26 protein-coding genes and 1 tRNA gene are annotated in these 23,614 nt (G+C 62.5%); 10 read left to right on the forward strand and 17 right to left on the reverse strand.

Annotated features, from left to right (window positions below):
* The 3 genes from EOA49_RS18635 to tig all read right to left on the reverse strand — a co-directional run.
* Positions 1-346 (reverse strand): cytochrome c family protein (locus EOA49_RS18635; protein ID WP_164749246.1); only part of this gene is annotated, 346 nt, incomplete at its 3' end.
* 280 nt (positions 347-626) lie between these two features.
* Positions 627-1,133, reverse strand: a complete 507-nt coding sequence (locus EOA49_RS18640; RefSeq protein WP_127241795.1) for a hypothetical protein — start codon at positions 1,131-1,133, stop codon at positions 627-629.
* A 196-nt stretch (positions 1,134-1,329) separates the two neighbouring features.
* Entirely contained in the window at positions 1,330-2,814 is a 1,485-nt protein-coding gene (gene tig / locus EOA49_RS18645; RefSeq protein ID WP_067329599.1) for a trigger factor, read from the reverse strand.
* A gap of 342 nt (positions 2,815-3,156) precedes the next feature.
* Here tig and EOA49_RS18650 point away from each other — a divergent pair.
* Together EOA49_RS18650 and EOA49_RS18655 are read left to right on the forward strand one after the other, a co-directional pair.
* Positions 3,157-3,241, forward strand: a tRNA-Leu gene (locus EOA49_RS18650).
* A gap of 325 nt (positions 3,242-3,566) precedes the next feature.
* Positions 3,567-4,499, forward strand: a complete 933-nt coding sequence (locus EOA49_RS18655) for a hypothetical protein (protein WP_127241792.1) — start codon at positions 3,567-3,569, stop codon at positions 4,497-4,499.
* Between the two features lie 52 nt (positions 4,500-4,551).
* Here EOA49_RS18655 and EOA49_RS18660 read toward each other — a convergent pair whose 3' ends face one another.
* Together EOA49_RS18660 and EOA49_RS18665 are read right to left on the reverse strand one after the other, a co-directional pair.
* On the reverse strand, positions 4,552-5,133 hold the full coding sequence (locus EOA49_RS18660) for a GDYXXLXY domain-containing protein (protein ID WP_095801853.1): 582 nt from the start codon (positions 5,131-5,133) through the stop codon (positions 4,552-4,554).
* The gene (locus EOA49_RS18665; protein WP_127241793.1) at positions 5,130-6,245 is read right to left on the reverse strand and encodes a DUF2157 domain-containing protein; all 1,116 of its coding nucleotides are present in this window, start codon (positions 6,243-6,245) and stop codon (positions 5,130-5,132) included. Before EOA49_RS18665 ends, EOA49_RS18660 begins: the two co-directional genes overlap by 4 nt.
* 232 nt (positions 6,246-6,477) lie before the next feature.
* On the opposite strand from EOA49_RS18665, the gene EOA49_RS18670 reads away from it, so the two are divergent.
* From EOA49_RS18670 to trmFO, 3 genes are all read left to right on the forward strand, one after another.
* Positions 6,478-6,618 carry a DUF1127 domain-containing protein gene (locus EOA49_RS18670; protein WP_006335194.1) on the forward strand — a complete coding sequence of 47 codons (141 nt, stop codon included), beginning with the start codon at positions 6,478-6,480 and terminating at the stop codon, positions 6,616-6,618.
* A gap of 51 nt (positions 6,619-6,669) precedes the next feature.
* Positions 6,670-6,810, forward strand: coding sequence for a DUF1127 domain-containing protein (locus EOA49_RS18675; RefSeq protein ID WP_127241794.1), 141 nt, complete (start codon positions 6,670-6,672; stop codon positions 6,808-6,810).
* A gap of 346 nt (positions 6,811-7,156) precedes the next feature.
* Positions 7,157-8,566, forward strand: a complete 1,410-nt coding sequence (gene trmFO, locus EOA49_RS18680) for a methylenetetrahydrofolate--tRNA-(uracil(54)-C(5))-methyltransferase (FADH(2)-oxidizing) TrmFO (protein ID WP_127241416.1) — start codon at positions 7,157-7,159, stop codon at positions 8,564-8,566.
* Here trmFO and EOA49_RS18685 read toward each other — a convergent pair whose 3' ends face one another.
* Positions 8,567-9,517 (reverse strand): sterol desaturase family protein, encoded by a 951-nt coding sequence (locus tag EOA49_RS18685; RefSeq protein WP_206519933.1) that lies wholly within the window; start codon positions 9,515-9,517, stop codon positions 8,567-8,569. It lies immediately after the preceding gene.
* Entirely contained in the window at positions 9,517-9,942 is a 426-nt protein-coding gene (locus tag EOA49_RS18690; protein WP_127241414.1) for a hypothetical protein, read from the reverse strand. The genes EOA49_RS18685 and EOA49_RS18690 overlap by 1 nt, the downstream gene beginning before the upstream one ends.
* A gap of 151 nt (positions 9,943-10,093) precedes the next feature.
* Between EOA49_RS18690 and EOA49_RS32720 the strand changes: the two genes are divergently transcribed.
* On the forward strand, positions 10,094-10,339 hold the full coding sequence (locus EOA49_RS32720) for a hypothetical protein (RefSeq protein ID WP_164746879.1): 246 nt from the start codon (positions 10,094-10,096) through the stop codon (positions 10,337-10,339).
* A gap of 235 nt (positions 10,340-10,574) precedes the next feature.
* Here EOA49_RS32720 and EOA49_RS18700 read toward each other — a convergent pair whose 3' ends face one another.
* Positions 10,575-11,030, reverse strand: a complete 456-nt coding sequence (locus EOA49_RS18700) for a P63C domain-containing protein (RefSeq protein ID WP_206519932.1) — start codon at positions 11,028-11,030, stop codon at positions 10,575-10,577.
* 194 nt (positions 11,031-11,224) lie between these two features.
* On the opposite strand from EOA49_RS18700, the gene EOA49_RS18705 reads away from it, so the two are divergent.
* Positions 11,225-11,476, forward strand: coding sequence for a hypothetical protein (locus EOA49_RS18705; protein ID WP_127241413.1), 252 nt, complete (start codon positions 11,225-11,227; stop codon positions 11,474-11,476).
* A 6-nt stretch (positions 11,477-11,482) separates the two neighbouring features.
* A complete protein-coding gene (locus tag EOA49_RS18710) occupies positions 11,483-11,785 on the forward strand; it encodes a hypothetical protein (RefSeq protein WP_127241412.1) in 303 nt (100 codons plus the stop codon).
* Here EOA49_RS18710 and EOA49_RS18715 read toward each other — a convergent pair.
* The 4 genes from EOA49_RS18715 to yajC all read right to left on the reverse strand — a co-directional run bounded on the left by EOA49_RS18715 (position 11,777) and on the right by yajC (position 16,096).
* Positions 11,777-12,622: a phytoene/squalene synthase family protein gene (locus EOA49_RS18715; RefSeq protein WP_245460719.1), complete on the reverse strand. Its 846-nt coding sequence runs from the start codon at positions 12,620-12,622 to the stop codon at positions 11,777-11,779. The two genes, EOA49_RS18710 and EOA49_RS18715, sit on opposite strands and share 9 nt — an antisense overlap.
* Before the next feature lie 8 nt (positions 12,623-12,630).
* On the reverse strand, positions 12,631-13,020 hold the full coding sequence (locus EOA49_RS18720) for an Mth938-like domain-containing protein (RefSeq protein WP_067329577.1): 390 nt from the start codon (positions 13,018-13,020) through the stop codon (positions 12,631-12,633).
* Positions 13,021-13,146: 126 nt separating this feature from the next.
* Complete coding sequence (gene secDF, locus EOA49_RS18725; protein ID WP_095801856.1) at positions 13,147-15,702, reverse strand: protein translocase subunit SecDF; 2,556 nt, start codon at positions 15,700-15,702, stop codon at positions 13,147-13,149.
* A gap of 55 nt (positions 15,703-15,757) precedes the next feature.
* Positions 15,758-16,096: a preprotein translocase subunit YajC gene (gene yajC, locus EOA49_RS18730; RefSeq protein WP_067000009.1), complete on the reverse strand. Its 339-nt coding sequence runs from the start codon at positions 16,094-16,096 to the stop codon at positions 15,758-15,760.
* A 268-nt stretch (positions 16,097-16,364) separates the two neighbouring features.
* On the opposite strand from yajC, the gene EOA49_RS18735 reads away from it, so the two are divergent.
* Positions 16,365-17,237 (forward strand): ATP-binding protein, encoded by an 873-nt coding sequence (locus tag EOA49_RS18735; protein WP_127243290.1) that lies wholly within the window; start codon positions 16,365-16,367, stop codon positions 17,235-17,237.
* 103 nt (positions 17,238-17,340) lie between these two features.
* Here EOA49_RS18735 and EOA49_RS18740 read toward each other — a convergent pair whose 3' ends face one another.
* The 5 genes from EOA49_RS18740 to tatC all read right to left on the reverse strand — a co-directional run bounded on the left by EOA49_RS18740 (position 17,341) and on the right by tatC (position 23,205).
* Positions 17,341-18,864, reverse strand: coding sequence for a LysM peptidoglycan-binding domain-containing M23 family metallopeptidase (locus tag EOA49_RS18740; protein WP_067329568.1), 1,524 nt, complete (start codon positions 18,862-18,864; stop codon positions 17,341-17,343).
* A gap of 648 nt (positions 18,865-19,512) precedes the next feature.
* Positions 19,513-20,166 carry a protein-L-isoaspartate(D-aspartate) O-methyltransferase gene (locus tag EOA49_RS18750; protein WP_095801859.1) on the reverse strand — a complete coding sequence of 218 codons (654 nt, stop codon included), beginning with the start codon at positions 20,164-20,166 and terminating at the stop codon, positions 19,513-19,515.
* The gene (gene surE, locus EOA49_RS18755; protein ID WP_067329562.1) at positions 20,163-20,921 is read right to left on the reverse strand and encodes a 5'/3'-nucleotidase SurE; all 759 of its coding nucleotides are present in this window, start codon (positions 20,919-20,921) and stop codon (positions 20,163-20,165) included. The genes EOA49_RS18750 and surE overlap by 4 nt, the downstream gene beginning before the upstream one ends.
* A gap of 4 nt (positions 20,922-20,925) precedes the next feature.
* Positions 20,926-22,230, reverse strand: a complete 1,305-nt coding sequence (serS, locus tag EOA49_RS18760; RefSeq protein WP_127241687.1) for a serine--tRNA ligase — start codon at positions 22,228-22,230, stop codon at positions 20,926-20,928.
* A gap of 108 nt (positions 22,231-22,338) precedes the next feature.
* A complete protein-coding gene (gene tatC / locus EOA49_RS18765; RefSeq protein WP_095801862.1) occupies positions 22,339-23,205 on the reverse strand; it encodes a twin-arginine translocase subunit TatC in 867 nt (288 codons plus the stop codon).
* Between the two features lie 21 nt (positions 23,206-23,226).
* Here tatC and EOA49_RS33105 point away from each other — a divergent pair.
* A partial coding sequence (locus tag EOA49_RS33105) for a hypothetical protein (protein WP_206520192.1) occupies positions 23,227-23,614 on the forward strand: 388 nt, incomplete at its 3' end.

A 23,614-nucleotide genomic window follows, 5' to 3' on the forward strand; every position in this document is an offset into this window, starting at 1 on the left:
TGGCTACGTCCTGATCGTTCTTGAGGCCGGGAAACACCATCTTCGTCCCTTTGATCATGCCCCTGGGGTCTTGAAGATACTTCGTCAGCGTGGGCTCATCCCATTTGATGCCGGATTTTCCGGCCTCGATCATAGCAGGGGAAAAAGTGAAACCGGGATGCGTGCCCGCCGTGCGCCCGATGACGCCGTGCAGAGACGGGCCGACCTTGTTCTGGTCCTGGTCTGCAATGTGGCAGACCTTGCACTTGGTGAAGACCTTCTCGCCTGCGGCTGCATCCTGCGCCCGCGAAGGGCTTGCAATGAAGATCGTGGCCGCCGAGGCGATGAAAAGTGCGATTGCGCGCATGGCATTCCTCCCTGATCGATCGTCATCTGCGCCGCACCACGCCAGCTGCGCTGGGGCGGCCTGCACGGTACAGCGGAATATCCGTGGTCCCACCAATGGAATTGCGGCATCTACATACCACAGTATCAAGCCAATGGGTAGAAACGGCAATTTGTGCGAAGGTGCACGTCGCCCAAGCTGCGCAGCGGTTCTGGCAGAACGACATGCATCAAAACACGGACCTAAAGCGCGTCGCCTGAGTCCGGCTCCTCGCGACGCCCTTTAGGCCGTGTACTGAGACTCACGGCGGATCGGTATTGCAGCTTGCAGCCATCTGTCCGATCGCCTCGGGCAGTCCGGCGAGTTCGAAATCGGCCTCGCCGCGTCCCGACAGCAGGCCGAAGCGCCATGACAGCAACAGCCGGCTCGCCGAAACCAGCCGCTTGATGCCATCGGCTCCGTCCCTGACCAGCATTTTACCGCGTGGGCCGACAGACCAGCTTTCATCGAACTTGCCGCCGCCATCGACCATGACCGACATGGTGATCTTGCGGCTGGCGGAGACTGAATCGTTGAGTTGCAGCCATTCGCTCCAACGCGGTTCGCCGCCCGGTCGACAAGCCAGCGTCAGCACCGGACTGTAGCCCAGCGCGCCGCCGCCGGTGATCAGCTTGTTGGTGGCGTATAGCGACGCAGTGACCTGGCCGTCGTTGCCGGCGTCGACGCGCCAGTTGCCGAGATCGGGTCCGGCCTCTGCCACACCGGCCGCGGCAAGCAAGAGCGCCGCGGTAACGACCACGCCCCTCATCGTGAATGCCACACCCACCGACGCCTCCAAACGACCCTGCGCAATGTGATATCGAGCAGATAATCATCAATGTTCGGTATCGCCAGCAGCGTGCATTCATCTGAAGCGGGTGGTGTTGCCCCGCAGCAACAACAGAGAACATGAACGAAAAAGGCCGCCTCGTGGGCGGCCTTTCGAAATCAGCTTATCGCCGGTTTTACTCGGCGTCCTTGGCGGCCTTCTTCTTCGGCGCGGCCTTCTTCTTGGGCTCTTCCGCCTCACCGGCTGCTTCGCCGGCCTTGGCCTCGGCTTTCTTGGAGGAAGCCTTCTTCGCCGGCTTCGCCTTGCTGGCGCTCTCGGCCTCCTCGTCGTCCGCCATCAGCTCTTCCTTGCTGACCTTCACGTCCTCGACCGAAATCTGGCCCAGCAAATAGTCGACGACCTTTTCCTCGAACATCGGCGCGCGGAGCGAATTAATCGCCTCGGGGTTGCTGCGGTAGAACTCGAAAGCTTCCTGCTGCTGGTTGGCCGGGAAGCGGCGAACCTGCTCGAACAGGCCGCGCTGCAGTTCATCGTCCGACACGGTGACCCCGGCCTTCTCGCCGATCTCGGCAAGAACCAAGCCGAGACGCACGCGACGTTCGGCCAGGCGCATATATTCGGCGCGCGCCTCTTCCTCCGTCGTTTCTTCGTCGGCAAAGGTACGGCCGGCGGCTTCGAGGTCGCGGTTGACCTGCGCCCAGATGTTGTTGAACTCGGCCTCGACGAGCTTCGACGGCGCCTCGAAGGAATAGGCGGCATCGAGCTGGTCGAGGAGCTGGCGCTTCACCTTCTGGCGGGTCATGGAACCGAACTGGTTCTCGATCTGGCCGCGCACGATCTCGCGCAGGCGCTCCAGCGATTCCAGGCCAAGATTCTTGGCCGTCTCGTCATTGATCTCGAGCGCGCCGGGCTTGGCCACTTCCTTGACGGTGACGTCGAAGGTGGCTTCCTTGCCGGCCAGATGCGCTGCCTGGTAGTTCTCCGGGAAGGTCACCGTGACCTGCTTCTCATCGCCCGCCTTGGTGCCGACCAGTTGGTCCTCGAAGCCCGGGATGAACTCTTTCGAGCCCAGCACCAGCGGCTGGTCGGTGCCGGCGCCGCCGGCGAACGCCTCGCCGCCGATCTTGCCGACATAATCGATGCTCACGCGATCGCCTTCGGCGGCCTTGCCCTCCTTGGGCTCGTAGCTGCGAGCCGATTCAGCGACCCGCTTCACCTGGTCGTCGACCTCCGATTCCGGCACGTCGTAAACCTGACGCGTCACCTTGATGTCGGAGAAATCCTTGACCTCGATGGCCGGGATGACCTCGTAATTGAGGCGGAACTCGAAGTCGGCGCCGCCAGCCAGGATCTTCTCCGCCTCCTTCTCGTCCTCGGTCATGATGACTTCAGGCTGCATGGCGGCCTTTTCGCCGCGGCCCGAGATGATCGAGCGGGTCGAGTCGTTGAGGATCTCGTTGACCACCTCGGCCATGAACGACTTGCCGTACATCTTGCGCAGGTGCTGCACCGGCACCTTGCCCGGGCGGAAACCGTTGATCCGCACCTTGCCGCGGGCGTCGTTCAGCCGCGCCATCAGCTTGGCTTCCATGTCACCGGCCGGCACGGTGATCTTGATCTCGCGCTTGAGACCGGAGTTGAGCGTTTCGGTGACCTGCATCCTAAAACCTTTGTTTTCACCAACGAGGCTGCCAAACGGTCCTTAGCCGTTTACAGCCTGCCGGTATATTCTTGCCGGAAATGGCTTTGGTACGGAACCTGGTGATTTGACCGCCAATGCGGCTCAAACTCTCCTGAACTGCGCTTCCAAAATGTGAAGAAGTCTTTGTTTTTCCTACTTCTTCTTGCATTCGGCAGAAGCAGATAGTCGCGTCCCGTCACATTCGACACGCCTTTTGTCACAGGCTAGGCTAATTTTCAACCATCTTCGCGATTACGAGAATGACGGTGACTTGGACCCCGACATTGACAGAATGATGGCTACATGGGATTGCCGGGGAACGCGGATGTGGCGGAATTGGTAGACGCCCTGGATTTAGGTTCCAGTGCCGAAAGGCGTGGGGGTTCGAGTCCCTTCATCCGCACCACCCTTCGCCTGCGAGCTTCTGGTGGTAGGCCACCCTATGGTCGTCAGAGCGAAGCGTGTCCTCCGAACCTTTGGCAGGAAGGACCGGAGCCATCAACTCCTGGCGGCGCACGCAAGGCTCGAGCAGACAATCCGCTTTTTCGTGTGCAATTCCCTTGAAATAGCGCGTCAATAGGTTCTTAGTCGCAGCAACAGGCAGGTTGGGGCTCTGTCAGGTTGTGCGCGTAGTTTCTCTGGTTCTGGCGGTTGGGTCGGCTGTCGCGGCAGCGACATGTCACGTTGAGGCCTTGGAGTACACTTCGGTTTCCTCTCCGGGCCAGCAGCCAATGCTTCTTGTATCCGGTGAGTTTGGCGCCAATGAACCCCTGAACGCCTTCAGCAACGCGGTTGCGAGCAGCAGGGCCAGGATGATCGTATTCAACTCCCGCGGCGGCAACGTCGGCAGTGCGATTCGCTTGGGGCGACTGATCCGCGCGGCGGGGTTGGATACTTTTCAGCTTCGCCAATTGCAGTGCGCTTCAGCCTGCTCACTGGCCTTCCTGGGCGGCGTCCACCGCGTTGCCGAACCAGGTTCCATCGGCGTTCATCGGCCGTCCCTCAAACCGGCCGACGGGATGTCAAATGAAGACGCGGAGGCCCGTTTCCAGTTCGGCACGGCCGCAATCATATCCTATGTGATCGAGATGGGAGCGGATCCCAAGCTGATGGAATTGGCTTCGAGCTATGACAAGCATGACATACGGTACCTGTCGGCCAGCGAAATGGCAGAGTTGCGTGTGACCAATGCCGCAGCGAACCAGCCGCAAGCAGATGCATTGCAGGTATCAACGACGCCGGATCCTGCGTCCGTGTCCGCTCCTGCGCCCGACGCCAGGCAACAGCCGGAAAGCGTTGCGGTCACCTTCGTCAGGGACCTCATCGAGCATCATGGCGATAACAACGATTTCGCTCTTGCTCAGGCTCAGGCGTCCTACGCTCCCACGGTCGACTATCATGGCAAGTTGACGAACCTAAGTTCGATCATTGAGGACAAGAGAAGCTATTACCAGCGATGGCCTGAACGCGGATACAACGTCCGCAATGACAGCATTGCGGTCAGCTGCGCCAACGATCGCTGCAAGGTCTCAGGCATCTACGACTGGATTGTGCGCAGCCCCTCGACACACAAGCAGGAGAAAGGCGTAGCGAACTTCAGCTATACGATATCGATCGGTCCCTATCCCAAAATCATCGCCGAGACGGGCGATGTCCGGCCATAACCAGGACCGTCGTTAACGCGGACCGTCGCGCTGACGCCCAGGCCCGAACACACTAATAAAGCGGCTCCTCGAACAGCGTCTTGTCGCCGTCCATGAGCGCCTTGATCTGCGCCTTGCCATTGGCGGAGAGCGCCAGCTTGACGCCGAACGGCCGCACGCGCATGTCGTTCTGGATCGCCATCCCCTTGCCCTCCGGCAGGTAGAAACGCTCGATCCCGTATTCCGGCGTGATCGTCATGTCGGGTGAGCGCAGATCCCAGCCATCCGCTACATGCCCGACAATGTCGGCCTCATCGGAAGCGGCAGGCGCCGGCGCCCGATCGAACCATGCCGCGCTCGGCTGCCAGTAGCCGTCCACAGCCTTCTTCAACCTGACGACGATCTCGGAGTCATTGCTGGTGAACTTGCCCGGCGGAATGTTGGCGATAAGCTTCACCGGGATGCGCGAGATGTCATAGCCAAGCGAGATATAATCGCCGCGCAGAAGATCGCGCGGGTCAACGGGCTCAACCTTGAGCAGGACCTCCTTGCCGTTGCGCAGGATCGCCGCGCGTCCGGCGATGATCCAGCCCAGCAAGCCGATTTGGACAAGCGCCGTCACCAGGGCCGCGATGATCAGTCTTTTGCCGCTCATGCCGCTGCTCCTCCGGCGGGCGTCTTCATTCGTTTTTCAACGCGGATGATGACCAGCGCCAGTATCCCCAGCAGCACGGCCGCGGACAGGAAGAAGCCCGCCGTGTCGAGCATCGACTGCAACATCACCACATAGATAATGGCGAGCTCGAAGGCAAAGCCGGCATAGGCCACCCAGCGCAAGCCTCTGCTTTCACGGCCGCCGAGCATGATCGCCGCGACGATGCCGGCAAGCGCGGCTGCCGAGGCAATGGCAAAGCCGCTGTTGTAGCTCGCCTCATCGGCCAGTTCGAACTGGACCATTGCGAGGCCGGCAAGAAAGCCGATGAGCGCATGCAAGGGCAGCCTGCCGCCGAGCTGCACGACGCTGTCGACGGGTTCGGCGACAAAGATCGCCGCCGCGAACAGCAGTGCCGAGACGAGCACGAGCGGAATGGCGACCTGGAGCGTGTTGTGGTCGATCGCCAGCAGCAGGAGATAGAATACGATCGAAAGGATGATGACGTGCCGCGCCGCCTGGCTGCGTGTCCAGAATGAAATCGCGAACAGCACCAGCACGATAGCGGCGAAGAGATGCGGGAACTCGGCCCGGCGGAAAAATCCTCCCCATTTAAGGAACAGCCAGACATCGGCGATGCCGACGGAGGCGACAGTGAGCGGGTTCGAGCGCAATGCGACCGCCGCCAGCGCCGTGCCGGCGCACCACGTCAGCAATGCCGAAGCCTCGTCGCCCGACAGATGATACATCTGACCGATCAGCGCGATTGACCCGCCAAAGGCCGCGGCGGCGACGATCCATAGCGCCTCGCCGATCGCCGCATGGTCGCGTGTCTTCAGAACGGCGCCGGCGACATAACCGCCGAGGATGACAGCAAACAACGCCGTCACGCGCGCCGGGCGCGGAATGGCTTCCCAGTTGGCGGCGACGAAGATCAGGATCGCGGCACCGAACAGCAACGCCGCCATCATCGCCAGGATAGAGCCGAAGCTCAGCGAGGCGCCATCGTTGGCGGCAACGTCACGCGTCAATGCGTCGGCCGTCGGCGCGTCGATCAGGCCCGCCTGCCGCCAGCGGGCAATATCGGCCCTCACCTTCGTCGCATAGCCCGCCATCCGTTCCCCCGAGCTTTGGCCATTTTACAACCGCGCGCGCAAATCGTTGACGCAACGGCATTTTCCGATTCGGTCTTACTTATGTCGCAAGCGTGAATCGCCGTTAATGTTGCATTGCACAATTTGCATTGCTGCCATGCACCAATGGCACTTTTAAACCGATATGACCCTGCCTATTTTCCGTTCGTACACAAACGGAATGATCCGAACCAAAGACGAAACGAGCACTACCATGAACCTGATCCGCAACTACCGCAACTGGCGCCGCTACCGGGACACCGTTTCCGAGCTGAGCCGCCTGTCGAACCGTGAACTGACCGACCTCGGCATCAGCCGCAGCGACATCCACTACGTCGCTCGCAAGGCGGTCTAATCCGCTTCGGACCGCGAATGGTCCGAACCAGTTTTTGAGAAGAGCAAGACAATGAACCTGACCCGCAGCTACCGTAACTGGCGCGTTTATCGCGAGACGGTTTCTGAGCTGGGTCGGCTTTCGAACCGCCAGCTCAACGATCTCGGCATCGTTCGCGACGAGATCAAGATGATCGCCCGCAAGGCGGTTTGACAAGGAATCTCGCCAGGGTCGACCTCCTCCCCGACCCTGACGGATACGGTCAGCCTTTACCTCCTCCCGAAGGTTGACCACCGAAACGGCGCCCGCCGGACCTCCTCCCCCGGCGGGCGTTGTTCTCCGAAAGGATCCGCCCCTTCAATTGGCGGAAGGAATTTCGTCAAAGCCGACCTCCTCCCCGGCAATGACGAATATGGTCGATCTTCACCTCCTCCCGAGGATCGACCCCCAAAACGACCCCCGCCGGACCTCCTCCCCCGGCGGGTGTTGTTGTTTTGGAGGTAGTCGGCCCGTCGAAGCCTAATTGCATTCGCCGCGCCAAGCGACTATCTCGGCGCTCATGAGCAAAGATCCCGTTCACGTCATCGGCGGCGGCCTCGCCGGCTCCGAAGCCGCATGGCAGATCGCAGAAGCCGGCGTGCCGGTCGTGCTGCACGAGATGCGCCCGGTGCGCGGCACCGACGCGCACAAGACCGACGGGCTCGCCGAGCTCGTCTGCTCCAACTCGTTCCGCTCGGACGACGCCGAGACCAATGCGGTTGGATTGCTCCATGCCGAAATGCGGCTCGCCGGCTCGCTGATCATGAGCGCCGGCGACGCGCACCAAGTCCCGGCCGGCGGCGCTTTAGCCGTCGACCGCGACGGTTTTTCCGACGCAGTAACCGCAAAAATCGAAGCGCATCCGCTGATTGCCATCCAGCGCGAGGAAGTGCCTGGACTTCCGCCGGCGGATTGGGACCAGGCGATCATCGCCACCGGTCCGCTGACCGCACCTTCGCTTGCGCAGTCGATTGCCGAAGCAACCGGCGCCGATGCGCTCGCCTTTTTCGACGCCATCGCGCCGATCGTGCATTTCGACACCATCGACATGAACACCTGCTGGTACCAGTCGCGCTACGACAAAGTTGGCCCCGGCGGCACCGGTAAGGACTACATCAACTGCCCGATGGACAAGGAGCAATATCTCGCCTTCGTGGCGGCGTTGCTGGAGGGCCAAAAGACCGAGTTCAAGCAGTGGGAAGGCACGCCCTATTTCGACGGCTGCCTTCCGATCGAGGTGATGGCCGAGCGCGGCGTCGAGACGCTGCGCTACGGGCCGATGAAGCCGATGGGGCTGACCAACGTCCACAATCCGTCGGTCAAAGCCTATGCAGTCGTGCAGCTTCGCCAGGACAATGCGCTGGGCACGCTCTACAACATGGTCGGTTTCCAGACCAAGCTGAAGCATGCCGAGCAGGTCCGCATCTTCCGCACCATTCCTGGGCTCGAAAACGCCGAGTTCGCCCGCCTCGGCGGCCTGCACCGCAACACTTATATCAACTCGCCGACGCTGCTCGATCCGTCGCTGCAGCTGAAGTCGCGCCCCGGCCTGCGTTTTGCCGGCCAGATCACCGGTTGCGAAGGCTATGTCGAAAGCGCCGCGATCGGCCTGCTCGCCGGCCGCTTCGCCGCGGCCGAACGGCTCGGCCGGGCGGCCTCACTGCCGCCGTCGACCACGGCCTTCGGCGCGCTGCTCAACCATATTACCGGCGGCCACATCGTCTCCGACGACGAGCCGGGCAAGCGCTCCTTCCAGCCGATGAACGTCAATTTCGGCCTGTTCCCGCCGGTCGAGGCTCCAAAGTCTGAAGGCAAGCGCCTGCGCGGCAAGGATAAGACCGTTGCCAAGCGCCGCGCGATCACGGCGCGCGCATTGGCCGATTGTCGCGTGTGGCTGGGCCTGCCTTCGCAGGCGCAGGCAGCGGAATAGCTACTCCGCCGGCTCGGCACTCGCCGCCGGCAATCCCGGCTTTCCTGCTTCGGACGGATTCCTCCGCACATAGGCCGCCTTCAACGTCTCCGACGTATCGCGCGAGCCGTCATGGCTCCAGCCTGGCGGCCGGATCAGATAGCTGAGACGCTGGCCGAGCGTCAGACCCGGCATCATCGCATCCTTGAACATGCCGATCCATTCATGGAAGGCGACCTTCAGCGGGTTGAAGGTGCCGATGTTCTTGACAATGCCGTAGCGCGGCCGGTCCTCGTCCAGTTCCGCGACGAAAGTGCCGAACATGCGGTCCCAGATGATCAGCGTGCCGGCATAGTTGGCGTCCAGATAGCGCGGATTGGTGGCGTGGTGGACGCGGTGGTGCGAGGGCGTGTTGAAGACGAATTCGAACCAGCCCCACATCTTGCCGATCGTTTCGGTGTGGATCCAGAACTGCCAGACGAGGTTGAAGCCGAAGACGAACGCAATGACGGCCGGATGGAAGCCGAGCAGCACCAGCGGCGCCTGCAGCACGAACATGAAGGTGAAGAGACCGGTCCAGCTTTGCCGGAGCGCCGTCGAGAGATTGTAATGCTGGCTGGAATGATGGTTGACGTGCTCGGCCCAAACCCAGCGCACCCGATGCGCGACGCGGTGGTAGACATAGTAACGCAAATCATCGAGCAGGAAGGCGGCGACAAACACCCAGATCGACAGGCCGAGATTGAAGAAACGGAACTGCCAGAGCCACAGCAGCGCCCAGTAGGATACGACACCGAGCAGCAGGCCGGCGACGACATTGCCCGTCCCCATCATCAGGCTGGCCAGCGTGTCGCGCGTCTCGAACGATCCCTTGGCGCGGCCGGTGCGTACCAGCCAGAGCTCGATCAGGATCGCCGTGACGAAGAACGGGATGGCAAGCTGGGTGACCTGCGGGAAATTGTAATCGTCCATCACGCCGCCTCTCGGATCTGATCGTGCTTCAGCAGCACCGCCGCCACGGTCAGCGCGTCTGCCTCGTCGGCGAAGGCAAACCGCCCGCCTTTCCAGGTGAAATCATCCATTCGCAGCGACAAGACATTCCCTTGCCGTACCAGGGCGAGCACATCCCGCGGCGTGACGATGCGGGTTAGGAAACGGTCGCCGATGCTCTGGACGATGCCGCAGCGTTGCGGGTCGAGTTCCAGGACGGCGGCTTGCCTGTCCGATGTCAGCCTGACCGCCCCAGGCTTTTCGTCTGGAAAGTCTTCGGCAAAACGTGCGAGCGCGTGTTCAGCCCCGGCAAGCGTCGCGGTCGTCGTACCGCCGGTGAAATGCACGGCCGCCACCGACAGCGCGATGCCGAACACGACAAGGACGACCAAGACTGGCAGGCTCATGGAAAGGCGGCTCCTCCGGTGGCTCGCATTTCTTTGAGGCGACACGCGGAGAACCCCTAGCATGGTTGACGTTTACGTCAAAGGGGAGTCCAGCCTCGGTAGTGTCTGAAGCTGCAAAACGTTGTTGTCGCATAGGGGTTCGAATTTCGGTATGCTCCATCGCGTGGATAGCCAGGCCGACGAGCAACCCGACGTTTTTGCCTTATTGAGAAGCACCGCCGAGTCTAGCAAGCGGCTTGCCGAGTCAATGTTGGCAGCCTATGCCGCAGATGCCCTGCCTGCGACGGGGGACGATATCGCGCATTGGGAGCGGGTATTGGCCGACGCCAAGTCAGAACTGTTAATGCTGCACGATGCCCACCCGGACCTAAAGGCCAAAAGCGACCCGCCGACGTGATCGGCAATGGAGTCCGCATCATGCGGATTGCTACTGGCGAGGAAACCGAAGACGTGCAGCCGGATGATGGCAAGAGCGCCGCCGCCAAAGAGCTTGGTTCGAAGGGCGGAAAGAAGCGTGCCGCCAACATGTCACCGGAGCGGCGCGCAGAAATCGCTAAGAAGGCGGCTGAAAGCCGATGGAACAAACGGTGGGGCTTCAAAGCCCTTTCCCCTCGTCCTTCTCTTGTCTGTAGTCAATGGGCAGCATCGGCGTGTCGCCCTTTCTTGGGTAGTCTTCGTTCAGCAAGTTCATGAAGCCATCCCATGTCTTGCTGATCCGCATGAACGCGACCACCGCGCCTAGGTGCTCTTTCAGCTTGGGTAACCGATATTCTTCGCGAGGCTTTGGCTGTAGCGCGCCGTTGACCTTCCCGCTTCATTGCGGGGGGGGTTACCCGTTTCAGATCTTTCAAGACGCCAGCTTCGAGGCGCTTGTAGACGATATCATTTGTCAGATGGCCGAAGTATTGCGGCCGCTTCACCGAATCGAGGGCGAAATCCAGACCGCGCAAACGAAACATGTGTTCATAGAATTCGCTCGGGAAAGTCTGAACCCAAATCTGCAGCTCTTTTGCTACCCAGGCCTCAAGCAACTTGGCCAAGGCATCCTTGGCCCTGTCTCTCTGGTAGCGCGTCGCTTCATCGACCAACGCGATGATGCCAATGCGCGCGAAGCCGGATTACGCCATGCTGACGAAGCAGTACGGCGAGCCGGAAAGCAACAAGTCGCCAGAGCGCCGCTATAGCCCGGCGCGTCTGCACTGGTGCGGTCAAGACGCGCGTCGAAGGCAATCCCGATCCGGAGCATGTCAGCGAGTCGCACATTGAGCGCGCCAATCTCACCATGCGCGTGGCGACTCGTCGCTTCACGCGCCTGACCAATGCGTTCTCAAAGAAGTTCGATAATCACGTCCACATGGTCGCGATCTACACTGTCTCGTACAACTTCATCAAAATGCACAAGACGTTGAAGATGACGCCGGCAATGGCTGCTTGCGTGTCCAAGACGCTCTGGTCGATGGAAGATCTTTGCGAGAAGATGGACGCCGTTGCGCCGAAGCCGGGCAAGCGTGGGCCTTACAAGAAGCGTGGATGATGTGTGATGGACATCGCGGCAAGGCTTACTAAAGAGACGCGCGAGTGCCTGGAACGTATTACGTCCTTTCCCTGGGAGGTTCATGCGGCGGCAATTAGGCGGCGAGCGCCCCGGCCGGCAGGTGATACATTCGGCTTCTTGGAAGACGGTGTTTACTTCGACGTGGGAGACACGGCTGAATGGCTCGACAAGCCAGAAGGTGACATTGTTCTCAAAGCTTTTGTTGTCGCATTCCCTGATCCATCCTCAGAAGATGGCATTCGCGAAGAGCTATCCGTTATCTTGAAGCGCCCCGAAAATTCAAACTGAGACACCACCCCAGCCGCGCATGGCATGACGCAAGAGCAGCCAGTGCCGGCGCAAGGTTGAGAGGGTCGAAGTGCCCGTGAGTGGAGACCGACCCGGCTTTTCCATGCTGTCGAGATAGGCATGTGTGAGCGCCAGCGGCAGGAAGGCGGGGCGCAGCGACGCGGGGAGAGCCGACGCGCCCTTCTCGAAAGCGCCGAGATGCTCTCGCGCCAGCGCGATCATCGCCCCGACCGCGCGCTCCGCGGCAGCATCGCCGTCGCCCTTGACGAACTCTTCCGGCGAGGTGCCGGCGGCTGCCAGGATATCGGAGGGGATAAAGCACTGTCCACGGCGACGGTGCAGCGGCAACAAAAGCAGCAAGCCGGTGATGGCCTGCGCGCAGCCCGCCCTGCCCGCCAGTTCGGCAAAGCGTGGCGCGGCATTCGGATCGAGCACCATGGCCGCAAGCTGGATGATCGCCGCGGCCGTCTCGCCGCAATAACCCTCAAGGTCGGTCCGCGACGGCATCGGATCGTTGTAGAGATCGAAGATACGCGCTTCGAGCATGTTCTCGAAAGCGGCCTTCGGCAGATGGTTGGCGGCGATCGCCGCCCTCAGCGCGTCGGCGGTCGGATGACCTGTCTCCGCCTCGCCCTCGGCCAAGAGGACATCGCGCCACCATTGCAGCCGGACCTCGCCCGGCAGCGGCTCGTGGATGCGGTCGCGAACGCCGGCGACCTCGGCATTGAAGGCATAGAGCGCAAGCAACGCGTCACGCCTGTCGGCGGGCGCGTAGAGCGCGGACAGATAGCGATCATGGTCTGCGGCACGCACCGCATCCATGACCATGTTGGGCATGCCGGCCATCAATCGACGGCGATCAGCGCTGCGGCCACGGCACGGTCCTCGGCCAGCAGCACGTTGTAGGTGCGCACGGCCGCGCCCGTCGACATCGGGTCGGCCGAAATGCCGGCCTCTTTCAGCGCGGAGCGGAGTGCAGCCGGCAGCGGCCGCAGATCCTTGCCGGTGCCGACCAGCAGGATTTCTACCTTGTCGGCCTGGGCGAACAGCTTGTCGAAGTCCGAAGCTTTTAGCGCCAGCGGATCGGCCGGCTCCCAGCCATGGATACCGGACGGCAGGCACAGCAGCGAGCCTCGATGCGACATGTCGGCAAAGCGGAACCCGCCATTGCCATAGGCCTCGACCGGCGCCCTGCCCGGGAAATGCGCCTCTCGGATGACGATGCCTTTGGCCATGGGGCTAGAGCATGATGCCGAAAAGGGTGGAGCGGTTTTCGGACGACATTATGCTCTATCTCTTTGATTTAGAGCGGATTCAGATCTCAGTTCGACTCGACCTGAGATCATCCGGCTCTGACGGCTTCAGGTCGCCACGGCCTTGCCGTTCGCCGGCTTGGTCTCTTCGGCGGCTGCGGCCTGCGGCCTGAGCTTGAAGAGGATCAGCAGCGGCGCGGCGATGAAGATCGACGAATAGGTGCCGAACACCACGCCGAACAGCATCGCCAGCGTGAAGGAGCGGATCACCTCGCCGCCGAACAGCACCAGTGCCAACAGCGCAAGGATGGTGGTCACCGAGGTCAGCGTGGTTCTGGACAGCGTCTCGTTGATGGCGTTGTTCAACAGCTGCGGCAACGGCATCTTTTTGTATTTTCTTAAGTCTTCGCGGACGCGGTCATAGACGACGATGGTGTCGTTGAGTGAGTAGCCGATGATGGTCAGGATCGCCGCGAGCGACGACTGGTTGAATTCCAGTCCGGTTATGACGAAGAAGCCGATGGTCATCACCACATCGTGCACCGTGGCGATGATGGCGCCGACGGCGAACTGCCACTCGAAGCGGAACCACACATAGAGCAGGATGCCGACCAGCGCGATGAGCATGGCGATCGTGCCTTGCTTGGCGAGCTCGCCGGAGACCGTCGGTCCGACCACCTCCACGCGGCGGAAGTCATACTGGTCCTGCAGTTCGCCGCGCACCTTGTCGATGACGGTCTGCTCGGCATTCTCGCCGGCGTCCTGCGTGCCGACGCGGATCAGAACGTCGTTCGGCGCGCCGAACTGCTGCACCTGGATCTCGCCGATGTTGAGCTCGGAGAGCCTGTTGCGGATGTCACCGAGATCGGCGTCGCCCTGCTTGGACTGCACCTCGATCATCGAGCCGCCCTTGAAGTCGATGCCGTAATTGATGTCGATGGTGAGGAACCCGACAACTGACAGGATCGACAAGATGCTGGACAAAGCGAACGTCCAGCGGCGGATACCCATGAACGGGATCCTGGTGCCGGGCGGAATGAAGGTGACCGGCGCGCGCGGCAATTCCTTCGGACGGGCGCGGCGCAGCCAGATCGACACCAGCATGCGGGTGAAGGTGAAGGCGGTGAAAACGGTGGTCAGAATGCCGATCGCATAGGTGATGGCGAAACCCTTGACCGGTCCTGTGCCCAGCCAGAACAGCACCACGGTGGCAATCAGCGACGTGACATTGGAGTCGACGATCGTTGCCAGCGCCTTGGCGAAGCCGGTGTCGATCGACTGGATCACCGAGCGGCCAAGTCGCCGCTCCTCTCGAATGCGTTCATAGATCAGAACGTTGGAGTCCACCGCCATGCCGATGGTGAGCACGATGCCGGCGATGCCGGGCAAAGTGAGCGTGGCGCCCAGCAGCGACAGCAGCGCAACGATCATCGCCACGTGGACGGCCAGCGCGATGTTGGCGAGGAAGCCGAGGAAGCCGTATGCGACGAACATGAAGGCGACGACGAGGATCGAACCGATCACGCCCGCCACCTTGCCGGCATGGATGGAATCCTGGCCGAGGCCTGGACCGACCGTTCGCTCTTCGATGACCGTCAGCGTTGCCGGCAGCGCGCCGGCGCGCAGCAGCACGGCAAGGTCATTGGCGCTCTGCGGGGTGAAATTGCCGGAAATCTGCCCGGTACCGCCCAGGATCGGCTCACGGATCTGCGGCGCCGAAATCACTTGGTTGTCGAGGACGATGGCGAACAGCTTGCCGACATTCTGCGCCGTCGCCTGGCCGAACCGTGTCGCTCCCTTGGAATCGAAACGGAATGAAACCACCGGCTCGTTGGTCTGCGAATTGTAGGTCGCCTGCGCGTCGACCAGATTTTCGCCGGAAACGATGACGCGGTTTTCGATGAGATAGGGGACCGGCGGATCGTCTTGCGAGTAGAGGACGGAAGAGCCTGCGGGCGGACGGCCCTTCAGCGCATCCTGCACAGGCATCGACTGGTCGACCATCTGGAAGGTCAGCTTGGCGGTCTGTCCGAGGATCTCCTTCAGCCGCTGCGGATCCTGCAGGCCCGGCACCTGGACAAGGATGCGGTCGTCGCCCTGCCGCTGCACGATCGGCTCGGTCGTGCCGAGCTCGTTGACGCGGCGCTCGACCACTTCGATCGACTGCGACAGAGCCGTTGAGGTGCGGTATTTCAGGCCGGCGTCGGTGACCGTGAATTTGAGCAGGCCGGGCTCGGAGTCATCCAGCGACATTTCCTGGATGGAGCCGCCGCTGAACAGTCCAGCCGCCACCGGATCGGTCAGCGGCTTCAGGACTTTCTTGGCCTGGTCGAGTTGAGCCTGGTCCGTGATGCGAACCTGCACGGTGCGGCCGGAACCGGAAAGGCCGGTGTAATTGATCTTGGGATTGGCCTCGCGCAGCAGCGTCCTGATCTCGTCGCGCGTCGTCTCCATCCTATCCTTGATCAGATCGTTCTGATTCATTTCAAGCAGGATGTGCGAGCCGCCCTGAAGGTCGAGGCCGAGCGTCATCTGCCGCTTTGGCACCCAGCTCGGCAGTTGCGCCAGCATGCTTGCAGGGAACAGGTTGGGCGCGGCGAGGACCACTGTGACGGCCACGGCCAGCCAGATCAGGATCATCTTCAGGCGCGAGAAATAAAGCATTCGTTCTTATCCGTTCAGGCGTACAAGCGGCAGCGTTCCGCCATCGAGGTGGTGATTACTTCTTGGCGTTCTGGTTCGCCACCGGTTCGCCCTTGACGCGCACGTCGGAGATCGTCGAGCGCAGCGCCGTCACCTTGGTCCCGCCGCCAAGGTCGATCTCCAGCTCGTTGTCGTCGATCACCTTGGTCACCTTGCCGACGAAGCCGCCGCCGGTCACCACCGTATCGCCGCGGCGCACTGCGGCCAGCATTTCCTGGCGCTTCTTCAGCTGCGTGCGCTGCGGCCTGATGATCAGAAAATACATGATCACGAAAATCAGGACAAACGGCAAAATGCTGATGAACATATCGGGCGAGGTGCCGACGCCTTGGGCGTATGCCGGTGTGACGAACATCAAGAAACTCCTGGATGGTGAAATACCGCCGGGACGGCCCCGCGAAATTTTGGCCGGAATATAGTCGGTAAAGTTGCCAATGCAACTGCGCGACCCGCCGAATCCGTTGCTTTTCCAGCCGTTTGGCGCGTGCTAGAGCGTCGCAGCCGGAAGCCGGTTGGAGCCGGCCGAAAAGATCGTGCTACAACAGAAGCTTGCAGTTGGTTCTTGGTGCGCAGCCGCGGATCCGTTTCACGTTCCGCGATTGCCGAAGCGAAAAAGACCGGAAATGACCGATAGCCTGGATGCCCTGAACAAAAAGCTCGACCGCCTGATCGACGCGGTCTCCCGTCTCGCCCCGCCACCGGTTCCCGAGACCGACCTCGGCTTGGCCGATTGCTTCGTCTGGCAGGCCGATCCGGGCTACCTGGAGCCGGTCCACAAGGTCAATCGCGTCGACATCGGCCTGATCCGCGGCGTTGACCGGGTCCGCGACATCCTGCTCGACAACACCGAGCGCTTCGCGTCCGGCTTCGCCGCCAACAATGTGCTGCTCTGGGGCGCGCGCGGCATGGGAAAGTCGTCGCTGGTCAAGGCCGTGCACGCCAAGGTCAATGCCTCGGACAAGCTCGACCGGCCGCTGAAGCTGATCGAGATCCATCGCGAGGACATCGACACCCTGCCCAAGCTGATGAGCCTTTTGAAGGCGGCGCCCTACCACTTCATCCTGTTTTGCGACGATCTTTCCTTCGACCATGACGACACTTCCTACAAGTCGCTCAAGGCAGCGCTCGAAGGCGGCGTCGAGGGCCGTCCGGCCAATGTCATCTTCTACGCCACGTCGAACCGGCGCCATCTGTTGCCGCGCGATATGATCGACAATGAGCGCTCGACCGCGATCAACCCGTCGGAAGCGGTGGAGGAGAAAGTCTCGCTCTCCGACCGCTTCGGCCTGTGGCTCGGCTTCCACAAATGCTCGCAGGACGAATATCTCGACATGATCGACGGCTATGTCCGTTACCATGCCCTCGCGATTGATCCCGAGACGTTGCGCGCGGAAGCCTTGGAATGGGCAACGACGCGCGGCAGCCGCTCCGGCCGCGTCGCCTGGCAGTTCACCCAGGATCTTGCCGGACGGCTCGGCAAGCCGCTCAAGGACTGATAGCCCATATCACCGGCTGCACTGAAAAAGCCCGCTCCTGGCGGAGCGGGCTGAAGCCGGCGGGCCGGACTGGAGGTCAGGCGGCCCGCAATTTGTTCTTGTTCTATTCGAGATAGCCGCTCGGATCGACCGGGGCAGAGTTCTTGCGCACCTCGAAGTGCAGCTTCGGCGAGTCCGTGGTGCCGCTCATGCCGGACAGCGCGATCTCCTGGCCGCGCTTGACCTTCTGGCCGCGCTGCACCTCGATCGAGCTGGCGTGGCCGTAGACGGTGACCAGGCCGTTCTCGTGGCGCACCAGCACCGTGTTGCCGAACTCCTTGAGGCCGTCGCCGGCATAGATGACGACACCGTTTTCGGCCGCCTTGATCGGCGTCCCTTCCGGCACCGCGATGTCGACGCCGTCCTTGCCGGAGCCGAAGCCGGAGATGACGCGGCCGCGCACCGGCCAGCGCATCTTGCCGATGCCGGTCGCATCCGGCGCCACTGCATCGTCGTCCTCGGCCTGCTGGATGACCTTGGCGTCCTTCTTCGGCGGCGTGTAGGAGGCGAGCGTCTCCGACGGTGTGGTCTTTGCCGGCGGCTGCGTGGTTGCCGTCGTCACCGGATCGACGGTCGGCTTGGTCGCGACAGGCTTCGCGGCAGCGACGGCAACGGTGCCGCCGGCCGGAACCTTGAGCGTCTGGCCGATCTTCAAGAGGCCGTCCTTCATGCCGTTGGCCTGCTTGAGCGCCGTGACGCCGACGCCGGTCTTGCGGGCGATCGAAGACAGGGAATCGCCCTGCTGAACGGTGTAGGTACCGCCGGCGCCGGCCGGCTTTGCCTCGGCCATCTGGGCGGGCGTGGCGCTCTTCGAACCGCTGGCCGCCGCCGATGCATCGACCTGCGCGGCGGATTTGCCGTCCTTGAGTTTTGGCTGCTGCGGCAGCACGGCAACCTTCTCCGGCGCGCCGGCGGGCTGCTTCGGTGTGTTGGCGGGCTTGGTGCTGTCGGCAACCTTCGGCCCGCCCTTGCTCGAATAGGCATAGGCCGGAATGACGATCTTCTGGCCGGTTCTGATGCCCTTGTTGGCATCGAGCCCGTTGACCTTGATGATCGCATCGGCCGGCACATGATATTGCCGAGCGAGACCGGAAATCGTCTCGCCTTCCCTCACCACGATCTCGGTCGCGTGTGGCGCCGCGCTTGCGTTGCGCACCGCGTCGGGCTCGGCGGTCTTGAACGGCTTGGCCGGCGCGACTGTGTTGGTGGCCGTCCTGTCGAGATGCGGCGCGGCAGGAGCCGGCGCAAGTGCCGGGGCCGAGGCGGTGCGTATCGGCTTGGCGGCGGCCGGCGCCGAGGGCGGCGGCAATTGCTGGGACGTCACCGGTTCGAGACTGGAGCGGCTCACCGACTGGGTGTGACTGCCGTCGACTGGGGCCGGCGCGACCGTATCGCCTGGATAGGGCTGGTCGACATTCTGCTTGTTGATGATGGCGCGCTGATTGTTGGTGGACGATGTGAACACGTCGTCGACACCATTGAAGCGCATCGCCTGGGAGCTGCAGCCTGCCGCGGCACCGGCGATCATGAGGACGGCGCAGCCGCGCGCCAGATTGCGTCCGTTTGCCTTCAAACCATTGAATTGCATCGCACTAACCCGCACAGACCCGGTACAAACTGGTCATGATTAAAGCGCGTTAATGTTACTGGCCGGTTAACCCATTAGAATCCGCCGAAAATTTTCTTAAAACATTTTTCGACAGGCGCGACGAAGTCCGGACAGATCGTGCCGGCCGAGACGAGACGGACGTCTCGGGAACCGGCGAATCGCACGAAATGAGACCGGGCGAGCAGCGGCACCACCCTCACACGACCACGCCTTCGCTTGGTTTGGCTTGCTGACCGCCCAAGTCGGGTACAGCGTCGACAACGCCCTCTTCTACGTCAAGGGAGGCGCGGCCGTGACTCACGACCGTTTCGATGTTCTCTTTTCACCCGACACGACCGCCGGCGAGACAGACGATCAGACCCGCTGGGGCGGTGCCTTGGGTGCCGGTCTTGAATATGGCTTTGCCCCGAATTGGTCACTCGCGATCGAATACGATCACCTGTTCATGCCCGACAAGACCACCACCTTCACGGTCGTTGGCGCGCGGGGGCCCCTTCAGCACCGAGCGCATCGATCAGGATGTCGATCTCGTTGGTTTGCACCTGAACTACCGCTGCGGCGGCTGACTGGAGTGATGGTCTGCAGGCGCGTTCGGCGTGGTTAGCCGTCGATCGCAGGGCTGGCGCGCTAGATCACCGCGGCGACGCTGCGCAGGACCGGCTGCAGCCTGACCAGGCCGATGTCCTCGCGCTCGAAACGGCTGCCGACCTTGGTGAGCTTGGCCAGCACCTGCTCGCCCTCCTCCGGGCCGATCGGCGCGATGACGACGCCACCGCTCGACAATTGATCGAGCAGGAAGCGCGGAAGACTGTCGAAGGCCGCCCAGGCGATGATGCGGTCGAACGGCCCTTCGTTGGGCAGGCCGTTGGAGCCGTCGGTCTGGCGTACGATGACATTGCTGATGCCGAGCGCCTCGAAACGCTGCTTTGCCTGCTCGGCCAAGGTTTTGTAGCGGTCGACGCTGACGACGCGCGCGGCGAGCCTGGACATCACGGCTGCCGTATAACCCGACCCGGTGCCGATCTCGAGCACGCGGTTGCCCGGCTCGATGGCCAAAGCCGCAATCACCGCCGCCTGAAGGTCCGCGCCCTCGATCGCCTCGCCGCATTCGATCGGCAGCATGCCTTCCGACCAGGCCATCGAATGGAACTGCGCGGATAGGAAGCCGCGCCGCGGCGTCGCCTCGAAGGCGGCGACCAGTGCCTTCGGCGCCGCGCCCCTGCCGCGCAGCCGCAGCAGGAAAGCGGCGAAACCTTCACGGTCGTCGATAGCCATGGTCATGACAGCGCCTTGGTCAGCTGGTCGCGGAGTTCATGGGCGGTCAGGTCGAGCTGCAGCGGCGTCACCGACACCAGCCGGTTACGCAACGCGTAAAGATCGGTGCCCTTTTTGCCTTCGACCGGCTCTCGGCCGAAGCGCAGCCAGTAATAAGGCAGACCGCGGCCGTCGCGGCGCTCGTCGACCCAAAGACTGTGCACGAGCTTTCCCTGCGCGGTCACGACCGTGCCCTCGATTTCGTCGGGTGCGCAGTTCGGGAAATTGACGTTGAGCAGCACACCTTCCGGCAGCGGCGTTGCGATCAGCTTTTCGAGCAGCGCCGGTGCCAGCGCTTCGGTCGTCTCGTAAGGGACGACGCGGTCCTCGCCGAGATAGGAATAGGCCTGGCTGACCGCGATCGAACGGATACCGAGCAGCGCCCCCTCCATGGCGCCGGCCACCGTGCCCGAATAAGTAACGTCGTCGGCGATGTTGGCGCCGGAGTTGACCCCCGAAAGGATGAGGTCAGGCGGCCCGGGGAGGATCTTTTTCGTGCCCATGATGACGCAGTCGGTCGGCGTGCCGCGCACGGCGAAATGCTTCTCGCCGACCTTCCTCAGCCTGAGCGGTTCCGAAATCGAAAGCGAATGCGCGTAGCCGGACTGGTCCTGCTCGGGCGCCACCACCCAGACATCATCCGAGAGCGTTCGGGCGATGCGTTCGAGCGACGCAAGGCCTTCGGCGTGGATCCCGTCATCATTGGTCAGCAGGATGCGCATGAACTCATTTCGATTCGATCTTGACGAGACCACCCATGTAAGGCCGCAGCACTTCAGGAATGGTTACGCTGCCGTCCTCATTCTGGTAGTTTTCGACCACGGCGATGAGAGCACGGCCGACCGCGGTGCCGGAGCCGTTCAACGTGTGCACGAAGCGGTTGCCCTTGCCGTCCTTGTCCTTGTAGCGGGCATCCATGCGCCTCGCCTGGAAGTCGCCGCAGACGGAGCAGGACGAGATTTCGCGATAGGCGTTCTGGCCCGGCAGCCAGACCTCGATGTCGTAGGTCTTGCGTGCGCCAAAGCCCATGTCGCCGGTGCAGAGCGTCACCGTGCGGAACGGCAGGCCGAGCCGCTTCAGCACCTCCTCGGCGCATTGCGTCATGCGCTCATGCTCGGCGAGCGAGCTTTCCTGGTCGGTGATCGACACCAGCTCGACCTTGTAGAACTGGTGCTGGCGCAGCATGCCGCGCGTGTCGCGGCCGGCCGAGCCCGCTTCCGAGCGGAAGCACGGCGTCAGCGCCGTGTAGCGCAGCGGCAGCTTCTCATGCGGCGTGATCTCCTCGCGCACCAGGTTGGTGAGCGGCACTTCCGCGGTTGGGATCAGGCCCAGCCGTCCGTCGCCATGCGGCGTGAAGAACAGGTCCAGTTCGAATTTCGGCAGCTGGTTGGTGCCGAAGAGAACCTCGTCGCGCACCATCAGCGGCGGCTGGATCTCCTCATAGCCGTGCTCTGTCGTGTGCAGGTCGATCATGAACTGGCCGAGCGCGCGCTCCATGCGCGCCAGCTGGCTCTTCAGCACTGTGAAGCGCGAGCCGGACAGCTTCGCCGCACGCTCGAAATCCATCATGCCGAGCGCTTCGCCGATCTCGAAATGCTCCTTCACCCAGTTCGGGCGGGTCGGCACATCGCCGACGACGCGCTTGACGACATTGTCGTGCTCGTCCTTGCCGACCGGCACGTCGTCGAGCGGCACGTTGGGCAGGACCGCAAGCGAGTCGTTCAGCGCCTGGTCGAGCTCGCGCTCGCGCGCCTCGCCGTTCTGGATGAACGCCTTGATCTCGCCGACCTCGGCCTTGAGCTTTTCAGCAAGCGCGGCCTCGCCCGAGCGCATGGCATTGCCGATCTCCTTCGAAGCGGCATTGCGGCGCTCCTGCTTGACCTGCAATTCGCTGAGGTGGGTGCGCCGCTCCTCGTCCCTGGCGATCAGATCCTCGACGGCGGACTGGGCGTCGTCAGCAGACCACGAGCGCTTCACCAGCGCTTCGACAAGGGCCTTCGGGTTGTCGCGAATCCATTTGATGTCAAGCATGGCTTTCCGTCCTCGAGTAAGGTTCGAGGGCGTAAACCGCATCCCTGATCGATGCAAGACAGCAGCAGCCGGCAGCCGTGTTTTTCAGGCCTGGGACCAGGTTTAGCGCTAGGTTGACGGCGCGTCCGGCGTCTTTCCGGCGACAGTGCTGTCTGCCTCTTCCTGCCTGTCGCGCGCCAGACGGTCGCGCTCCCGGCTGCGCTCGATCAGGCGCGAAGTGAAGATCGCGACCTCGTAGAGCACGATGGTCGGAAGAGCGAGGCCGATCTGGCTCATCGGATCTGGCGGGGTCAACACCGCGGCGACGACGAAGGCAATGACGATCGCCCATTTGCGCTTCTCGGCCAGCGCTTGCGACGACAGAAGGCCGACGCGCGTCAGCAGGCTGGTCACCACCGGCAGCTGGAACACCAAGCCGAAGGAGAAGATCAGCGTCATGATCAGGCTGAGATATTCCGACACTTTCGGCAGCAAGGAGATCTGCACCTGGTCGTTGGTGCCGACCTGCTGCATGGCGAGGAAGAACCACATCACCATCGGGGTGAAGAAGAAATAGACCAGCGAGGCGCCCATCAGGAACAGGATGGGCGACGCAATCAGGAACGGCAGGAAGGCGCTGCGTTCGTTCTTGTAGAGACCCGGCGCGATGAATTTATAGATCTGCGTGGCGATCAGCGGGAAAGCGATGACCATGCCGCCGAACATGGCGAGCTTCACCTGGGTGAAGAAGAACTCCTGCGGCGCCGTGTAGATCAGCTCGACCTTGTGCGGGTCGAGCCCAGCCCATTGCGTCGCCCATTTGAACGGGACGACCAGAAGGTTGAACAGGCGCTTGGCGAAGAAGAAGCAGGCGAGGAAGGCGATGAAGAAGCCGCCCAGCGACCAGATCAGCCGCCGGCGCAGCTCGACAAGGTGCTCGATCAGCGGCGCCGAGGATTTCTCGATCTCTTCCCTCTCCTTGTCCGAGACGCTCACTTGGCGGCTCCTGCCGTCTTCTTGGCATCGGCGGCCTTTTTCACGGCCGGCTTCTTCGCCGCGGGATTGGCCTCAACCTTGGATGCCGCTTCCTTAGCAGGCGCTGCGACCTTTGCCGCCGCCGGCGCAGATTTCACCGGGGCTTTAGTCGCCGGAGCCTTGGCCGATGCGGCTTTCGCCGCTGCACCGGCGGCTTTCGCCTTCGACGCGGCCACTTTTTTCGCCGGCTGGGCGGACCCGGCGGTCTCCGCAATGGGCGTGGTCACGGAGGCCTCAGTCAAGGCCGGGGAGATCGGCGCAGCTGGCGGGGACATCGGCACAGCCGGGGCGACGTCGGTTCCGTTGATGCCTGAGATTTCCGTCGCGCCGTTCTTCAGCGGCTCGGCAGGCTGCGGGGTCGTTGCATCCG

The sequence above is a fragment of the Mesorhizobium sp. M1A.F.Ca.IN.020.04.1.1 genome (assembly GCF_003997315.1).
Classification (GTDB): Bacteria; Pseudomonadota; Alphaproteobacteria; order Rhizobiales; family Rhizobiaceae; genus Mesorhizobium.

Excerpts from the sequence above, each read along its gene's own strand:
- tig (WP_067329599.1), bottom strand. The coding sequence starts at position 2,814 with ATGCAGGTCACCGAAACGCTCAACTCCGGTCTCAAGCGCGAGATCAAG.
- EOA49_RS18670 (WP_006335194.1), top strand. The coding sequence starts at position 6,478 with ATGAACCTGATCCGCAACTACCGCAACTGGCGCCGCTACCGGGACACC.
- EOA49_RS18740 (WP_067329568.1), bottom strand. The coding sequence starts at position 18,864 with ATGCAATTCAATGGTTTGAAGGCAAACGGACGCAATCTGGCGCGCGGC.
- EOA49_RS18675 (WP_127241794.1), top strand. The coding sequence starts at position 6,670 with ATGAACCTGACCCGCAGCTACCGTAACTGGCGCGTTTATCGCGAGACG.
- EOA49_RS18660 (WP_095801853.1), bottom strand. The coding sequence starts at position 5,133 with ATGAGCGGCAAAAGACTGATCATCGCGGCCCTGGTGACGGCGCTTGTC.
- trmFO (WP_127241416.1), top strand. The coding sequence starts at position 7,157 with ATGAGCAAAGATCCCGTTCACGTCATCGGCGGCGGCCTCGCCGGCTCC.
- yajC (WP_067000009.1), bottom strand. The coding sequence starts at position 16,096 with ATGTTCGTCACACCGGCATACGCCCAAGGCGTCGGCACCTCGCCCGAT.
- EOA49_RS18720 (WP_067329577.1), bottom strand. The coding sequence starts at position 13,020 with ATGGCCAAAGGCATCGTCATCCGAGAGGCGCATTTCCCGGGCAGGGCG.
- EOA49_RS18715 (WP_245460719.1), bottom strand. The coding sequence starts at position 12,622 with ATGCCCAACATGGTCATGGATGCGGTGCGTGCCGCAGACCATGATCGC.
- EOA49_RS32720 (WP_164746879.1), top strand. The coding sequence starts at position 10,094 with ATGCTCCATCGCGTGGATAGCCAGGCCGACGAGCAACCCGACGTTTTT.
- EOA49_RS18685 (WP_206519933.1), bottom strand. The coding sequence starts at position 9,517 with ATGGACGATTACAATTTCCCGCAGGTCACCCAGCTTGCCATCCCGTTC.
- EOA49_RS18750 (WP_095801859.1), bottom strand. The coding sequence starts at position 20,166 with ATGACCATGGCTATCGACGACCGTGAAGGTTTCGCCGCTTTCCTGCTG.
- EOA49_RS18710 (WP_127241412.1), top strand. The coding sequence starts at position 11,483 with ATGGACATCGCGGCAAGGCTTACTAAAGAGACGCGCGAGTGCCTGGAA.
- serS (WP_127241687.1), bottom strand. The coding sequence starts at position 22,230 with ATGCTTGACATCAAATGGATTCGCGACAACCCGAAGGCCCTTGTCGAA.
- EOA49_RS18655 (WP_127241792.1), top strand. The coding sequence starts at position 3,567 with ATGCTTCTTGTATCCGGTGAGTTTGGCGCCAATGAACCCCTGAACGCC.
- EOA49_RS18640 (WP_127241795.1), bottom strand. The coding sequence starts at position 1,133 with ATGAGGGGCGTGGTCGTTACCGCGGCGCTCTTGCTTGCCGCGGCCGGT.
- secDF (WP_095801856.1), bottom strand. The coding sequence starts at position 15,702 with ATGCTTTATTTCTCGCGCCTGAAGATGATCCTGATCTGGCTGGCCGTG.
- EOA49_RS18690 (WP_127241414.1), bottom strand. The coding sequence starts at position 9,942 with ATGAGCCTGCCAGTCTTGGTCGTCCTTGTCGTGTTCGGCATCGCGCTG.
- EOA49_RS18735 (WP_127243290.1), top strand. The coding sequence starts at position 16,365 with ATGACCGATAGCCTGGATGCCCTGAACAAAAAGCTCGACCGCCTGATC.
- EOA49_RS18705 (WP_127241413.1), top strand. The coding sequence starts at position 11,225 with ATGCGCGTGGCGACTCGTCGCTTCACGCGCCTGACCAATGCGTTCTCA.
- EOA49_RS18665 (WP_127241793.1), bottom strand. The coding sequence starts at position 6,245 with ATGGCGGGCTATGCGACGAAGGTGAGGGCCGATATTGCCCGCTGGCGG.
- surE (WP_067329562.1), bottom strand. The coding sequence starts at position 20,921 with ATGCGCATCCTGCTGACCAATGATGACGGGATCCACGCCGAAGGCCTT.